Source organism: Chryseobacterium sp. (genome assembly GCF_029240215.1).
Classification (GTDB): domain Bacteria; phylum Bacteroidota; class Bacteroidia; order Flavobacteriales; family Weeksellaceae; genus Chryseobacterium.
Genome location: NZ_JARBTK010000001.1, coordinates 555,081 through 570,322 on the forward strand (window position 1 = coordinate 555,081; position 15,242 = coordinate 570,322).

The following is a 15,242-nucleotide window of genomic DNA, read 5'->3' on the forward strand; positions in this document are numbered from 1 at the left end:
AAACTCCTTTTAAAATCTGGGATCCCTCAACGGGAATTCATTTAGGACCGATCACTTTACATTTTTACAGTTTAATGTTCATTTTCGCATTTGGAATCGGATATTTTCTGATGACAAAAATGTATTCTATTGATGGTGTTGATACAAAATATGTGGAACCATTTTTCACATGGACTTTGATCGGAACTATTCTAGGAGCAAGATTGGGTCACGTTATCTTTTATCAGCCGGAATTATTCAAAGAAGATTTCTGGAGCGTATTTTTGCCGATAAGCACAAAAAACGGATTAAAATTCACAGGTTTTGCAGGTCTTGCCAGTCACGGAGCAACACTTGCCGTGATCGTGACAACACTTTACTATTCTTATAAAATTGTGAAAAAAAATCCGCTGTGGGTTTTTGACAGATTAGGAATTGTAGTGGCTATTGGTGGCGCATTTGTGAGAATGGGTAACTTTTTCAACTCTGAAATCATAGGAAAACCAATCGATCCTACTTCACCATTTGCATTATTATTTCCACAACAAAGCAGTGAATATGGTGTAACTGTTCCACGATATCCTACACAGTTGTTTGAAGCTGCAGGTTATGTTACTTTATTTGTCATCCTTTGGGTTTTGTATAGAAAAACTGACAAGAAATATCAACAAGGATGGTTATTTGGTCTGTTCTTTTTCCTTCTTTGGGCAATCAGATTTTCTGTAGAATTTTTAAAAGAACCTCAGGGAGACGAATTCATTTCGTTTGCAGGATTGAATACCGGACAGATTTTATCTATACCTTTTATGATCGCCGGATTGGTAATTATGATTTATTCTAAAAACAACAAAGCTTATCCTGAAACGGAAAAAACTGCTTAAGAAAGATTGAAAATATCATTAAAGTCACAACCGAGTTGTGACTTTTTTATTCAGGTACAAAAATGCATTTCCCAATTCGTCAATTACATCGGTGGGAAGCATAGATTCTTTTGAGAATTTTTCAGCAGCAAAATCTGCGGCTTTTCCATGAAGCCAGACTCCTAAAATGCAGGCATTTTTTTGAGAATATTTTTGTGCTAAAAGTGAAGTGATAATTCCCGTTAAAATATCACCGCTCCCACCTTTTGCGAGACCGGCATTTCCCGTAATATTGTAAAAAACCCTTCCTTCAGGTGTAATAATCTGCGTGTGATGGTCTTTTAAAACAATATAAATTTGCAGTTCATTTGCTTTTTTTATTGCCAGTTCCAGCCTTTCAAAAGAATTTTCAGTGGAGCCAAAAAGTCTTTCAAACTCTTTAGGATGCGGAGTGATCACTGATTTTTCAGGAACTAAGCTTATATTTTCTTTATTTTCTGCAATCATATTTAAAGCATCTGCATCTAAAAGTATGGGTTCAGAAGTTTGTTTTAAGAATTCTAAAAGCGCTTTCTTTGTTAAAATATCTGTACCTAAACCGGGACCAATTCCGTAGACAGATTGTTTCTGAATTTCAATTTTTTCTAAATATTTATCTCCTCCTGAAATGAACATTGCTTCAGGACAATTACTTTGCAGAATTTCATAACCACAGTTTGGCGCAACCGTAAATGTGAGTCCTGCTCCGGTTTTAAGAACAGATTTTGTTGCTAAAACTGCTGCACCCATTTTACCATAACTTCCTGCAGCAATGATTGCTTTACCGTAAGTTCCTTTATGTGCAAAATTGTCTCTTGGTTTGAAAATTTCTTCTATTGTTTCATCGTCAATTACAAAATAGTCTGTCTGTGTTTTATTGATAAAATCTTTACTTAAACCTATATCTAAAATGATCACTTTTCCGATAAACTTTCCTGTTTCGGGATGAAGAAAACTTCGTTTCCAGAATTGAAAACTCAGCGTGTAGTCTGCTTTAAAAATAATTTGATCTTTTTCTAAAATCTGATCTGCAAAAAGACCTGAAGGAAGGTCAATAGAAATTTTTATGTGTTTGAAATCATTCAGCTTTTCAATTAATTGAGAAAAATTCCCCTCTAATTTTCTTGACAATCCTGTTCCGAAAAGTGCATCAATAATCACAGTCTCACAGTCAATTTGAATAGAATCAATCTTTGTAAAATCATGAATTGAAATTCCGGAAATTTCTTTTAATCTTTTATAATTGATGTGAGCATCATCAGAAATTTTCTCATTGTGAGGATCAACGAAAACATCTACATCAAAGCCTTTAAGATAAAGCATTCTTGCAATGGCAAAACCATCTCCGCCATTGTTTCCGGTTCCACAAAATACTGCAAATCTATTATGCTTTTTACAATTAACAGAAATCCAGTCTATACATTTTTGAGCAGCTCTTTCCATTAATAAAATTGAAGAAATTGGTTCATTTTTAATGGTAAACACATCTGCCAATCTTATTTTTTCCGCTGTGAAAATTTTCATAGAATAATCTTTCACATAAATTTAATGATTAAAATCTAAAAATAATCGGATTATCCTCTCAAAAAACAGATAAAATATGCACGATTAGCATTTTTAAATTATAATTTTGTTTTAAACATCTAAAAAAATATAAATTATGGGATTTTTAAAAGAATTTAAAGCCTTCGCATTCAAAGGAAATGTGGTTGATTTAGCAGTCGGTGTAATTATTGGTGCTGCATTCAGTGCTATCGTCAAGTCATTTGTAGATGATATTGTAACGCCATTGCTATTGAACCCTGCTCTTGAGAAAGCAAATGTGAAAAATATTGCAGAACTTTCGTGGAATGGCGTAAAGTATGGCAACTTTTTATCTTCCGTGATCAGTTTTCTGATTGTAGCATTTGTTCTTTTCATGATGATCAAAGGAATTAACAGTCTGAGTAAAAAAGACGAAGAAGTTCCCGCTCCTGCAGGTCCAACAGAAGATCAAAAATTGCTGATGGAGATCAGAGATTTATTGAGAGCAAAAAATAACATATAAAAGAACAAACCGCCGCAAAATATTTTGCGGCGGTTTTTATTTATTTAAAGAAATTCTTATTAGTGAATTTGCAGAATACTCGAGATCTGTTCTGCCAGAGAAAGACCAATTCTATCCTGAGCTTCTAACGTTGAAGCACCTGTATGAGGTGTTAAAGAAATTTTAGCATGATTTAAAATCTCTTTTGAAGGGGTTGGTTCGTTGATGAAAACATCAAGACCTGCAAATTTTACTTTCCCGGAATCTAACGCTTCGATCAATGCAGCCTCGTCAATCACACCGCCTCTTGAGCAATTTACGATTGCAACACCGTCTTTCATGATGTCAAATTCATTTTTCCCGATCATGAAACCTTCTTTCTGAGCCGGAACGTGAAGTGTAATAAAATCTGAATGTTTCAAAACTTCCTGTAAAGGTTCTGTTTCTATATCAACGTTGATGAATTGATTGTTGTAGAAAGTCACTTTAATACTCGCTTTTCCGATCATATTATCAGCAGCAATCACTCTCATACCAAGACCTAAAGCTATTTTTGCAACTTCCTGACCGATTCTTCCCATCCCGATAATTCCTATGGTTTTACCTTTCAGCTCAATCCCTGCAGCATATGCCTTTTTAAGTGAAGCAAATTCTGTATCTCCTACCAAAGGCATTTTTCTGTTGGAATCCTGCAAAAATCTTGCACCTGAAAATAAATGCGCAAAAACCAATTCAGCAACAGATTCTGATGAAGCTGAAGGGGTGTTGATCACATGAATTCCTTTTTCTCTCGCATAGTCTACATCAATATTGTCCATTCCTACTCCACCTCTACCGATGATCTCGATTGACGGACAGTTGTCTATAATATCTTTTCTAACCTGTGTTGCACTTCTCACCAAGATCGTTCTGATCTTGTGCTCGTTAATATAATCAACCAAAAATTCCTGCGGAACTTTTTTAGTAATTACTTCAAAACCTTTTTCCGCTAATGCATCAATCCCTGATTGATCTAAGCCGTCATTTGCTAAAACTTTCATACTCCTATTTATATATTAAAACTGAAAGATTTAAAAATTAAAAAATGGAAGTCGTTTAAAACTTTATTATCTAATTTTTAAATCTTTAATTTATATTTTAATCTTTAAAAACTTCAATGGTTACCTGTTTTTCAACCAAATCAGTAAATTTCCCTTTGTATCTTGTCGCACGTACCAAATGATTATCGATCCAGTGGTAATTGCCGCCTCTTGGCTTTCCGCACAATACACTGTGATATTTGAATCCGTGTTTATCTAACCAATCGATGGTAATCTGCTTAAGGTTTTCTGTTCTTGATGTAAAAAAACAGATTTGGTGACCTTCGTCATACCATTTGTTGACTGTTTCCAATGCGTCCGGATAAGGCAAACATGTGATCATTCTTTCCGGTTCTTCGTTTGGGACATCATCTGTAATTGTTCCGTCAATATCAATAAGATAATTCTTCACTCCGTCTTTCAAAATCGGGCTTATGTGCTCAATATAATCTAGTTCCATCTTCAATTTTTTAAAGTGCAAAGTTACACATTATCAGATAAACCCTTATATTAATCTTGGTTTATGTTAAAATTTTAACATAAAAAATATTTTTAAATCAGCAAAAAACACTATTCTATTACATTATTCATAAATATGAAGTCTTTTTTTTACTTAAAAAAAAGCCAATATTTCATAAATATTAAAAATTTTAAACAATTATTTTACGAAATCATGATTTAAACTTAAATTTGTAGGAATGGAAGAATATGTAGTTTTAGTGAATCCTCAAGATGAAGTTTTGGGTTTAATGGAAAAACAGCAGGCTCATATCAATGGTTTGCTACACCGTGCATTTTCTGTTTTCCTATTTAATGATCAGGGCGAAATGCTTTTACAAAAGCGTGCATCAATGAAATATCATTCTCCAAATCAATGGACGAATGCTGTTTGCTCACATCCAAGAGAAGGAGAAAACTATCTTGACGGAGCAAAACGAAGGGTAAAGGAAGAACTGGGAATTGAAACTGAACTTTCAGAAAAATTTAATTTTATCTATAAAGCAGATGTAGGAGGTGGACTTTGGGAACATGAACTTGATTATGTCTTCACAGGATCTTACAATTCTGAATTTAATCTTAACAAAGATGAAGTGGAAGAAGTACGGTATATTTCCATGAAAGATCTAGATCAGGAGATTTCAGAATATCCTGAACGATTCACAGAATGGTTTAAAATCATTTTAGAAGAATACAAACACAATTTTTAAAAATATAATGAAAAAAACAGTATTTCTTTTTGCTCTCATTATTTCTTTAAGTCTGTTTGGTCAGAAATCAGATACCAAAGTTTTTGAAAGCGAAAATTACTCAGTGACAATGCCAGATACTTGGAAAGCGACCAATGATGAAGGCATTGTTAATATTTTCCCGACCAATCAAATCGGTGCAATAACGATATCAGAATATCATGATCTGGAACTTCCGAAAAGTGAAACAAAGAAATTTATTCTTGCACTTTACAATTCTGCAGATGAAGAGAAAAAAATCAAAAGCAACGGAGGAAAGAAAGGTTTCACCGAGTATTTTTACGAATATTTTGATGAAAAAGAAAATTTGTTCTGGATCACCAAAGTTTTTCAGAAAAATAAAGACCTTTATATTATAAGCATCAATTGCCAGAAAAAATACTGGAACGGAAATTACATGAAAGTTTTTAACGAAACTTTTGAAAGTTTTAAAATCAAGAAATAAAAAGTAATAAATCAACCTATGAAAAAAACAGCCTTGTACGACAAACACGTTTCTTTGGGAGCGAAAATTGTACCTTTTGCAGGATTTGAAATGCCTGTACAATATTCCGGAGTGACGGAAGAGCATTTTGCAGTGAGAGAAAAAGCCGGATTATTTGACGTATCTCACATGGGACAGTTTTTCATTGAGGGTGAAGGTTCTAAAGATCTTTTGCAATTTGTAACCACAAACAATGTAGACGTTCTTGAAAACGGAAAAGCTCAGTATTCTTGCCTTCCGAACGAGAACGGCGGTATCGTTGATGACCTTATCGTTTATAAAATGGAAGATAATAAATATTTTGTTGTCGTAAACGCTTCAAACATTGAGAAAGACTGGGATCATATTTCAAAATACAACACTTTCGGGGCGAAAATGACCAATGCTTCAGATGAAATGTCTCTTTTGGCAATTCAGGGTCCGAAAGCTACGGAAATTCTTCAGAAATTGACAGAAACTAACCTTTCTGAAATTCCTTACTACCACTTTACGGTTGGAAACGTTGCAGGAGTAAATGATGTAATTATCTCAAATACCGGTTACACAGGAAGCGGCGGTTTCGAAATTTATTTTAAAAATGAAAATGCAGAACAGCTTTGGGACGAGATTATCAAAGCAGGAGAAAGCGAAGGAATTATTCCTTGTGGACTTGCTGCAAGAGATACTTTAAGACTCGAGAAAGGTTTCTGTCTTTATGGAATGGACATCGATGATACAACTTCTCCTATTGAAGCTGGATTAGGCTGGATTACAAAATTTGATAAAGATTTTGTTTCAAAAGAAATTTTCGCAAAACAAAAAGAAGAAGGTGTTAGCAGAAAATTAGTAGGTTTTGAATTAACTGATAAAGGTGTTCCGAGACATGATTATCCGGTTGTTGATGCAGAAGGAAACGTGATTGGGAAAGTAACTTCAGGAACGCAGTCTCCAATGAAAAAGATCGGGTTGGGAATCGCCTATGTTGATAAACCACACTTTAAATTAGGTTCAGAAATTTTTATTCAGGTAAGAAATAAAAATATTCCTGCGAAAGTGGTGAAAATGCCTTTCGTTTAATAGAAATTTATTAAAAAAAATAAAAAAACCACAGATTTAATCTGTGGTTTTTACTTTTTAAGAGAGAAATAAGAGTTTTAATTATTTCCGTTGAAATGTGCTCTTAAATTTTCAATGTTTTTCTTATCATTGCCTATAAAAATCTCTGTATCTGTAAGGAAAACCGGACGTTTCAGGAATGTGTAGTGATCCAGCAGCAATTCTTTGAAATCACCTTCGCCCATTGTTTTCAAATCAAGCTCTCTCAATTTTATCTGGGTAGATTTTTTACTAAACAAATCCTCGTAAGAATTGGTAATCTTGTGCATTGCTTCCACTTCCTCTTGTGTAATTGGCTCTTTTTTTATTTCACGCATCTCCCAATCTCTCAGATCAAATTTTGCTAAAATTTTTCTGCAAGTGTCGCAACTATTAAGATAAAATACTTTTTTCATCTATATTATAATTTATAATTTTTTTATTATTCAAGTTCAAAATTGAACATTTTGACAATATAACACTTTAAAACCTTAAAAGACGAATTTAATCTGACTTTTTCAAAATAATTAAATATCTTTAGTAAAATATTAAAAAAAATGGATAACAAACCGATTACTTTTCAGTTTATTTCGGAGCCTTCAGATGTCAATTACGGAGGAAATGTACATGGTGGAAGCGTTATGAAATGGATTGACCAAGCGGGATATGCCTGTGCGACAACATGGAGCGGGAATTATTCTGTCACAGTATACGTTGGAGGAATCCGTTTTTATGAGCCTATAAAAATAGGAGAAATTGTAAAAGTGGAAGCTCAGGTAATTTATACAGGTTCTTCGAGTATGCATATTTCGATCAATGTCTTCTCCAGAAACCTGAAACAGCCTATTTTCGACAAAAAAACACACTGTATTATCGTTTTTGTGGCAGTTGATGAAAACGGTAAAAAACTTCCTGTCCCAAAATGGATTCCCGAAACCAATGAAGAAAAACAACAGGAAATGTACGCCAAACGTCTGATGGAACTCAGAACTCAGATTGAAGATGAAATGAAACCTTTTCTTTAGCTGAATATGAACAGAACCGATTTTATAAAACTTTCATCATTAGGATTTTTCGGATTGTATTCATGCGGAATTTCTAACTCATTAAAAAAAGATCATCGATTGGCAATACAACTTTACACAATACGCGAAGCTATTTCAAAAAACCTTGAGGAGGCATTTGAAAAATTGGCAGCTTTAGGTTTTAAAGACCTGGAAATTTACGGATATGATGGAGCTTTTTTCGGTAAAAACAAAAAAGAATTTTTATCAATTTTAAACAATACAGGTTTAAAAGTGATCAGTTCTCATCATAAAACAGGAGTTTTAGAAAATGAAAAGGGAACTTTGCTTAATAATTGGGAAAAATCTGTTGAGGATCTGCAATTTATTGGCACAAAATATATGGTCTGTTCTTATTTGATTCCTGAAGAAAGAACAAATGAAAATTACAGAAAACTTCCTGATATATTAAATAAATCAGGAGAAATTACAAAGAAATCGGGAATTGAGTTTGCTTATCATAATCATGACTTCGAATTTGAAAAATTAGGCGACAACAAACTTATTTATGATTTCATTTTAGACAATACTTCACCAGATTTAGTCAAAATGGAATTGGATTTATATTGGATTACGAAAGCGGGATTTGATCCTTTAAGTTATTTTGAAAAATTCCCTGGAAGATTTCCTTTATGGCATGTGAAAGATCTGCAAAAAGACACCAAAAATTTCACAGAAATCGGAAATGGCATCATTGATTTTAAAAAATTATTTGAAGCAAGAGAAAAAGCAGGTTTGAAATATTGGTTTGTGGAACAAGATTCAAGTGACAAAGATATTTTCGAAAGTATTTTGATGAGTAAAAAATATATTGAGAACAATTCATTTTTTTTCGATTAAAATTAAAGCATCCCCCTATTATTAAAAAAGTCTTCCATTATCTGGAAGACTTTTTATCTTAAATATTTTTAATAATCTTAACAAGTAATCACTTGTGGGCATCCCATATATTGACTGCAATACTTAGGACCAGTAACTGCTCCGGTGCAGCTGCATCCGCAAAGCGATAAATCGGGAGTACCAATTTTACCGACACCTCCTACGATGTCTTTCAGATCAGCACTTTTTAATTTCTTAGCGTTTTTTAAAATTTCGTTTAACATAATGATTGGGTTTTTAAGTTAAAAAATATAAAGATCTCAATTTATACAGCAAAATCATCACAAGTATACACCTGTAGACAGCCAATATAAGTTGGGCAATATTTAGGTCCCGTAACAGCACCTGAACAGCTACATCCGCAAAGCGATAAGTCTGGAGTACCACTTACGCCTCCTACAATGCCTTTCAGATCAGCACTTTTTAATTTTTTAGCGTTTTTTAAAATTTCATTTAACATAATGATTTGGTTTTAAGTTGATATTCAAATTTAACAATTATAATAACAACTTTGTAATTTATTTTATATTATTTATAACTTTGAATATAAATTCTTAGTATATCATTAGAATATTAATGTTATGACTCAATTTTAATAAATAAAAATCATTAATTTAAGCCTGATTCAATAAAAAAATCCTTTCAAATTTCTTTGAAAGGATTCTATCTATTTCTTTTAACTATTTATCTTGCGATATTTACAGCTCTTGTCTCTCTGATTACAGTGACTCTTACCTGTCCCGGATAAGTCAGTTCGTTCTGAATTTTCTCTGAAATATCGTAAGAAAGTTGAGAGGCGATTTCGTCATTCACTTTTCCGCTTTCTACCATTACTCTCAATTCTCTACCCGCCTGAATTGCATAAGCACTTGACACACCTTCAAAACTCAACGCTGCAGCTTCAAGATCTTTCAATCTTTGGATATATGATTCTAAAACCTGACGTCTTGCTCCCGGTCTTGCTCCGGAAATAGCATCGGCAACCTGAATGATCGGTGATAACAATGAAGTCATTTCCACTTCGTCGTGGTGGGCTCCGATTGCATTGATTACTTCAGGATTTTCACCGTATTTCTCAGCCCATTGCATTCCTAACAAAGCGTGAGGAAGCTCAGATTCCTGCTCAGGAACTTTACCTATATCATGTAAAAGACCAGCTCTTTTAGCCATTTTTACGTTTAATCCTAATTCAGCAGCCATTGTTGCAGCGATATTTGCAACTTCTCTTGAGTGCTGTAAAAGGTTTTGTCCGTAAGACGAACGGTATTTCATTCTACCAACAATTTTCACCAATTCAGGGTGTAAACCGTGGATTCCAAGATCAATAATTGTTCTTTTTCCAACTTCAATGATCTCTTCTTCAATCATTTTCTTAGTTTTCTCAACCACTTCTTCGATTCTTGCAGGGTGAATTCTACCGTCAGTTACCAATCTGTGAAGTGACAATCTTGCGATTTCTCTTCTTACAGGATCAAAACACGAAAGAAGAATAGCTTCCGGAGTATCATCAACGATGATCTCTACACCAGTCATTGCTTCCAAAGCACGGATATTTCTCCCTTCTCTACCGATAATTCTACCTTTTACTTCGTCTGATTCAATATTAAATACAGAAACTGAATTTTCAATCGCCTGTTCTGTACCAATTCTCTGAATGGTCTGAATAACAATTTTTCTAGCCTCGCTCTTGGCATTCAACTGAGCTTCTTCCATGATGCTCTGAACGTGCGCCTGAGCTCTGGTTTTTGCTTCAGCTTTCATGGTTTCTACCAATTCTGCTTTAGCTTCTTCAGCTGTATAGTTTGAAATTTTTTCAAGCATTTCAACTTTCTTCGCCGTTGCAGAATCAAGATCATGCTGTTTTTTCTCTAAAATCTCAGTTTTCTTAGCGTAATCAGCGATCTGTCTGTCAAGATCTTTTTCTAATTTTCCTGCTTTGCTAAGCTCGTCATTGAGCTTATTTTCTTTGTCTTTGGTTCTTTTTTCAGCTTCCTGCATTTTCTTTTCACGAACCTGAATATCTGCATCATGCTGAGATTTTAATTCAAGAAATTTTTCTTTAGCCTGAAGGTTTTTTTCTTTTTTTATCGATTCAGCTTGTACGGTAGCTTTTTCTATAAGGTTTTCTGCTTTTTTGGTAGCATCGTCTATAATAAATTTGCCTTTAGCATTCAGAGAGCTTTTAGAAAATATCATTCCTAAAACAGCACCTACTACTAAACAAATAACGCCGACTATTATGGCTGTTGTCATATATATATTGAGTTTTAATTGTCTAAATTTAAAATAAAAAAAGCCTACAATAATCCAGTGATTTAGAGTAAACTCCCGATCTCCACGATTTGATCTGATTTCTTCTCTCTGTAATCTGCGTAAAGCAGCACGCCATTGAAAAGACTTTCGAACATTAATTGTTTAGTGTTGAGTTTACCTTAATGTGTTAGAATTACTGTAGGCAGCTTTTCGTGGAAAATTTATTTTCCAACTTCATTCAACGTCTGATTAATTTTAGCTAATCTTTCGTTGGTAGAATTTATATTTTTTTCGTAGTTCAGAGATACAACTTCTGCATTGGTTCCCAATTTGAGGGCGCACATTGCCAAAGCATCTTGTTTATCTCTTACATCGAAATTTTGCTCAAAATCTTTAATCATATTTTCAATTTGCTTCCCCACTTTGCGCAAAGTCTCTTCTTCTGCTGCGGGTACATTCAGCGGATATACTCTTCCTGCAATATTGATGGTTATTCTCCTTACCTCCATTATAGTCCACTGTTTTGAAGCTGTGCAATACAAAAGTCTACTTCTTTTACCAATCTGTTGATGTGGCTTTTCATGAGTCTGTTGTGCTCAGGATTTCCTGATATTGCTGAATACAATTTTATATTTTTCTGTTCTTCTGCTAATACCTGATTTTTCTTACGCTCTTCATCATATTTCATCTTCAGCTCTTCATGCTCTTTATTCAATTCTGATAACTTTTCAGAAAGATTTTGATGACTTTTATGAAGATTCAAAATCTTTTTTTCCAGTTCTGAAAAATTGTTTTCTAATTCTTGAAGCATTTCAGGTTTCTAAATATTCTAACTAAAAGCAAAAATATGAAAATAAAAAGACTAACAAAAATAAAAGTCTCTATATTTTGACTAAAAACAAAAAGGAGATGCCAAAGCACCTCCTTTCTATATTAATTTTTTATTATATTATTCAAATTTCAGCACAAACATTACGGCTCTTGTCTGTAATGTAGAAACTGCTGCAGACCAGTAAGGTGGTGTAGTAGCGTTATCAGCTACCATTTCGTTGTTCATAAAGAACGTTCCTCTGATTGCAGGAGTCAGTTTAAATTTATTAAAATAAAACTGGATTCCCATTTCTGCAGACCAGGCAAAATTGTGAGTTGTAGATCTGAAAACCTGCTGTTGGTTATCATCTTCTGAATCAGAATTTGACTGTAAATTCACAATATAATTAACCCCTGCAGCAATGTATGGTCTTGAATTATACCATCTCTCTCCATGAAGTTCTAATAATACAGGAACGTCTACCAAAGTAGATTTAATTTCTCTTACTCTGTCTTTTTCAGTCAATGCAATTGGTGTAAAAGCCGGATTTTGAGGATTTCCGTTTTGATAAATATCGTTAGATTGCGTATTGAAGATCAATTGTCTCTGAGCAAACTGTAAACCTGGCTCTACTCTTACGTCTAAATAATCATTTAGTCTGAATTTTGTGATAAGACCCGCACCAAAGCTGTAACTTTCTTTTGAAGTAACAAGATTCTGGTTCCCGTTCATCCCATATCTTGGATGAAGTACAATGCGATAGTCTAGTCTATTTCCGTTTAAAAAGAAACCCCAGCTGAATTTTTGCTGGTCAAAATCTTCCAGCTTATCCATCCTGTTACGAGTTCTAAATTGCGCATCTGCAAAAGTTGCAATGCTAACTGAGGCTAAAACCAGAGCTTTTAATAGAAATTTATTCATAGGTTATTTTGTTGCTTTATAAATTGTGGCTATACCTAAACTTAATTTTTTATATTCTACTTTTTTGAATCCTGTATCTAAAAGTATTTGTCTCATTTTTTCTCCAAATGGAAAAGCATTTACAGAATCCGGAAGATACGTATAAGCTCTGTTGTCTTTAGAAACCAGTCTTCCGATTGCTGGTAATATATTTTTGAAATAAAACATATAAAACGGTCCTAAAAAACCTTCCACTTTTGAAAACTCAAGGATATACACACTTTTGTTTTCTTTCACTACTCTTCTCAGCTCTGCCAAACCTTTTGTAAGGTTCTCAAAGTTCCTTACTCCAAATGCAACGGAAACAGCATCAAATCTATTGTCCTCGAAAGGTAAATTTTCTGCATCGCCTTTCTGCATAGAAATTTTGCCGTCTAATTTAAGTTTTTTTATTTTAATAACGCCAACATTTAACATTTGTTGCGATAAATCTAAACCAACTACTTTTGCGCCGGTTCCTTTTTCTACAGCAATCGCCAGATCACCTGTTCCAGTAGCCACATCAAGTACCTCCTGTGGAGCATCTTCTTTCATCATGCGAACAAGCTTGTTTCTCCACAAAACATCTATTTTCATAGATAAAGCATGGTTTAGCAAATCGTATTTCGGCGCTATATTGTCGAACATATCCTCTACCTGGCTTTTTTTCGTAGCCTCAGAATTGTAGGGAGTTACTTTATTGATATCGTTTGTCAAAACTTGTAATATTCTTTATAATAGTTAAGGTAATCTTGTTTTCTAAAGATCTTTGAACGGGATTCTACTTTATCAATATTTTTTATCAGCTTGTCATAATCTTCGTCTACATTGTAGTAAAAGTCTTCTGTATAAAGCTTATTGAAGTGTTTTGCCCCTCCAAAATACGGTTTCCCGTCTATAATCGTTTTATCCAACGCCAAAAGTAATGAATCTTTTTTAAGATTGTACCCATAATATTGACGATTAATGTAATAATCCTTATGAGCTATATTTATAAGACCTCTGATTTTGTTCACTTCGAAGGCAGAATCGTATAATAATTTCTTATTCTGATCAAAAACTTTTATTGAATTTTTTCCCTTTTTAAGATCAACATTTACATATTGACCGGCAGAAATAATCCCTTCAGATCCATTATTGATTTTATAATAATACGTATCGGGAGTCGGGTTATCTACCAGATAATAATTTTTCTTTGCAAGTAAGAAGAAGTAAACTCCAAAAGCAAGTATAAAAACTACAACAGCGATGAGTAACCCTTTTAAAGACGGATTGTTTTTCATAGATTGTAAAGCACAATTTTTGCAAATTTAATAATATTTTTAATTCTTTCTTATTAATATTAATTATTAACTTTGCATCTTTAAAATTATTTGAACGAATGCCGAATACGATCATTATTGGTTCTGGATCTTACATTCCTAACAGAGTTATTGGTAGAGATTATTTTCTAAATTCTGAATTCTATACCGATGAAGGCGAAAAAATAGACAAGCCAACCACAGAAATCATCTCAAAATTTGTAGAAATTACAGAAATTGAAAACAGAAGATATATTGAAGACGACACTTCAAACTCCAAAATCGGTTACGAAGCTGCAAAAGTGGCTCTTGAAGATGCAGAAGTTGACGGTGAAGATTTAGATTATATTATTTATGCAAGCAATTTCGGTGAGGTAGGAACCAATGGTGCTGCGAGCTTTATGCCGAATATGGCTGGAAGAGTAAAGAATCATTTAGGCATTAAAAACAGAAAATGTATCACTTATGATATGATATTCGGTTGTCCGGGTTGGGTTGAAGCGATGATTTTGGCAAACAATCTTATCAAAGCAGGCGTTGCCAAAACTATTTTGGTTGTAGGTGCAGAAACTTTAAGCCGCGTTACCGATCCTTACGACAGAAATAAAATGATCTTTGCTGACGGAGCCGGCGCAGTTGTAGTAACCGCAACTGACGAAGAAAATGTTGGAATAATTTCTCACAATACCATTTGCGATAACGGTCCTGAATTAGAATATTTACGAAACGGCGCTTCTATCAATAAAGATTTTGACGATCAGAAACTGTACATCAGAATGATGGGAAGAAAAATCTACGAATATGCGCTGAAAAACGTTCCCACTGCTATCAAAGAAACCATTGATGATGCGGGACTTTCTATTGAAGACATTGATAAAATTCTGATTCACCAAGCTAATGCAAAAATGGACTATGCAATGATCGAAAGACTTCACAAGCTTTACGATGTGAAAGATTATGATCACTCAATTTCACCAATGACGATTCAGGAGTTTGGAAATTCTTCTGTAGCAACAATTCCTACCATGTTTGATTTAATAATTAAAGGAAAAATGGAGGGTCAAACGTTTAAAGATAAAGGGAACATTGTGATGACTTCGGTAGGTGCCGGAATGAATATCAATGCGATCGTTTATAAATTTCCTTAAGACTTAAAATTTAATTAAAAAAAATATTAAAAGCACAAAGGAGATTTCTTTTGTGCTTT

20 protein-coding genes are annotated in these 15,242 nt (G+C 33.7%); 8 read left to right on the top strand and 12 right to left on the bottom strand.

Features of this window, described 5'->3' with window-relative positions:
• The first annotated feature begins 14 nt into the window (after positions 1–14).
• The gene (gene lgt, locus K0R77_RS02445; protein ID WP_300348336.1) at positions 15–860 is read left to right on the top strand and encodes a prolipoprotein diacylglyceryl transferase; all 846 of its coding nucleotides are present in this window, start codon (positions 15–17) and stop codon (positions 858–860) included.
• A gap of 24 nt (positions 861–884) precedes the next feature.
• On the opposite strand, the gene K0R77_RS02450 is transcribed toward lgt, so the two are convergent.
• Positions 885–2,402, bottom strand: coding sequence for an NAD(P)H-hydrate dehydratase (locus K0R77_RS02450; RefSeq protein ID WP_300346939.1), 1,518 nt, complete (start codon positions 2,400–2,402; stop codon positions 885–887).
• 136 nt (positions 2,403–2,538) lie between these two features.
• On the opposite strand from K0R77_RS02450, the gene mscL reads away from it, so the two are divergent.
• On the top strand, positions 2,539–2,925 hold the full coding sequence (gene mscL / locus K0R77_RS02455) for a large conductance mechanosensitive channel protein MscL (protein WP_300346942.1): 387 nt from the start codon (positions 2,539–2,541) through the stop codon (positions 2,923–2,925).
• Between the two features lie 59 nt (positions 2,926–2,984).
• Here mscL and K0R77_RS02460 read toward each other — a convergent pair whose 3' ends face one another.
• On the bottom strand, positions 2,985–3,944 hold the full coding sequence (locus K0R77_RS02460) for an NAD(P)-dependent oxidoreductase (RefSeq protein WP_300346945.1): 960 nt from the start codon (positions 3,942–3,944) through the stop codon (positions 2,985–2,987).
• 97 nt (positions 3,945–4,041) lie between these two features.
• Positions 4,042–4,443 (bottom strand): phosphoheptose isomerase, encoded by a 402-nt coding sequence (locus K0R77_RS02465; protein WP_300346948.1) that lies wholly within the window; start codon positions 4,441–4,443, stop codon positions 4,042–4,044.
• Between the two features lie 238 nt (positions 4,444–4,681).
• Here K0R77_RS02465 and idi point away from each other — a divergent pair, with 238 nt between their 5' ends.
• Genes idi through gcvT form a run of 3 tightly spaced genes read left to right on the top strand, consistent with a single transcriptional unit; the run spans position 4,682 to position 6,770 of the window.
• Positions 4,682–5,191: an isopentenyl-diphosphate Delta-isomerase gene (idi, locus tag K0R77_RS02470; RefSeq protein ID WP_300346952.1), complete on the top strand. Its 510-nt coding sequence runs from the start codon at positions 4,682–4,684 to the stop codon at positions 5,189–5,191.
• 7 nt (positions 5,192–5,198) lie between these two features.
• Entirely contained in the window at positions 5,199–5,675 is a 477-nt protein-coding gene (locus tag K0R77_RS02475; protein WP_300346955.1) for a hypothetical protein, read from the top strand.
• A gap of 18 nt (positions 5,676–5,693) precedes the next feature.
• Positions 5,694–6,770: a glycine cleavage system aminomethyltransferase GcvT gene (gene gcvT / locus K0R77_RS02480; protein WP_300346958.1), complete on the top strand. Its 1,077-nt coding sequence runs from the start codon at positions 5,694–5,696 to the stop codon at positions 6,768–6,770.
• 77 nt (positions 6,771–6,847) lie between these two features.
• Here the strand turns inward: gcvT and K0R77_RS02485 are convergent, their stop codons facing one another.
• Positions 6,848–7,204, bottom strand: coding sequence for an arsenate reductase family protein (locus tag K0R77_RS02485; protein WP_300346960.1), 357 nt, complete (start codon positions 7,202–7,204; stop codon positions 6,848–6,850).
• A 141-nt stretch (positions 7,205–7,345) separates the two neighbouring features.
• Between K0R77_RS02485 and K0R77_RS02490 the strand changes: the two genes are divergently transcribed.
• On the top strand, positions 7,346–7,813 hold the full coding sequence (locus K0R77_RS02490) for an acyl-CoA thioesterase (protein ID WP_300346963.1): 468 nt from the start codon (positions 7,346–7,348) through the stop codon (positions 7,811–7,813).
• A gap of 6 nt (positions 7,814–7,819) precedes the next feature.
• Entirely contained in the window at positions 7,820–8,692 is an 873-nt protein-coding gene (locus tag K0R77_RS02495) for a sugar phosphate isomerase/epimerase (protein WP_300346965.1), read from the top strand.
• 77 nt (positions 8,693–8,769) lie between these two features.
• Here the strand turns inward: K0R77_RS02495 and K0R77_RS02500 are convergent, their stop codons facing one another.
• The 8 genes from K0R77_RS02500 to K0R77_RS02535 all read right to left on the bottom strand — a co-directional run bounded on the left by K0R77_RS02500 (position 8,770) and on the right by K0R77_RS02535 (position 14,017).
• Positions 8,770–8,955: a hypothetical protein gene (locus tag K0R77_RS02500; protein ID WP_300346967.1), complete on the bottom strand. Its 186-nt coding sequence runs from the start codon at positions 8,953–8,955 to the stop codon at positions 8,770–8,772.
• Positions 8,956–8,996: 41 nt separating this feature from the next.
• On the bottom strand, positions 8,997–9,191 hold the full coding sequence (locus K0R77_RS02505; protein WP_300346969.1) for a hypothetical protein: 195 nt from the start codon (positions 9,189–9,191) through the stop codon (positions 8,997–8,999).
• A 224-nt stretch (positions 9,192–9,415) separates the two neighbouring features.
• Positions 9,416–10,984 (bottom strand): ribonuclease Y, encoded by a 1,569-nt coding sequence (rny, locus tag K0R77_RS02510; protein ID WP_300346971.1) that lies wholly within the window; start codon positions 10,982–10,984, stop codon positions 9,416–9,418.
• A 221-nt stretch (positions 10,985–11,205) separates the two neighbouring features.
• Positions 11,206–11,493 carry a cell division protein ZapA gene (locus K0R77_RS02515; RefSeq protein ID WP_179467329.1) on the bottom strand — a complete coding sequence of 96 codons (288 nt, stop codon included), beginning with the start codon at positions 11,491–11,493 and terminating at the stop codon, positions 11,206–11,208.
• Positions 11,493–11,795: a hypothetical protein gene (locus K0R77_RS02520; protein WP_263001508.1), complete on the bottom strand. Its 303-nt coding sequence runs from the start codon at positions 11,793–11,795 to the stop codon at positions 11,493–11,495. The genes K0R77_RS02515 and K0R77_RS02520 overlap by 1 nt, the downstream gene beginning before the upstream one ends.
• Positions 11,796–11,933: 138 nt before the next feature.
• Positions 11,934–12,716 carry a porin family protein gene (locus tag K0R77_RS02525; protein WP_300346979.1) on the bottom strand — a complete coding sequence of 261 codons (783 nt, stop codon included), beginning with the start codon at positions 12,714–12,716 and terminating at the stop codon, positions 11,934–11,936.
• Between the two features lie 3 nt (positions 12,717–12,719).
• Positions 12,720–13,451, bottom strand: coding sequence for a bifunctional demethylmenaquinone methyltransferase/2-methoxy-6-polyprenyl-1,4-benzoquinol methylase UbiE (gene ubiE / locus K0R77_RS02530; RefSeq protein ID WP_300346982.1), 732 nt, complete (start codon positions 13,449–13,451; stop codon positions 12,720–12,722).
• Positions 13,448–14,017 carry a hypothetical protein gene (locus tag K0R77_RS02535; protein WP_300346984.1) on the bottom strand — a complete coding sequence of 190 codons (570 nt, stop codon included), beginning with the start codon at positions 14,015–14,017 and terminating at the stop codon, positions 13,448–13,450. The genes ubiE and K0R77_RS02535 overlap by 4 nt, the downstream gene beginning before the upstream one ends.
• 98 nt (positions 14,018–14,115) lie before the next feature.
• On the opposite strand from K0R77_RS02535, the gene K0R77_RS02540 reads away from it, so the two are divergent.
• Positions 14,116–15,183, top strand: coding sequence for a 3-oxoacyl-ACP synthase III family protein (locus K0R77_RS02540; RefSeq protein ID WP_300346986.1), 1,068 nt, complete (start codon positions 14,116–14,118; stop codon positions 15,181–15,183).
• The last annotated feature ends 59 nt before the right edge of the window (positions 15,184–15,242 follow it).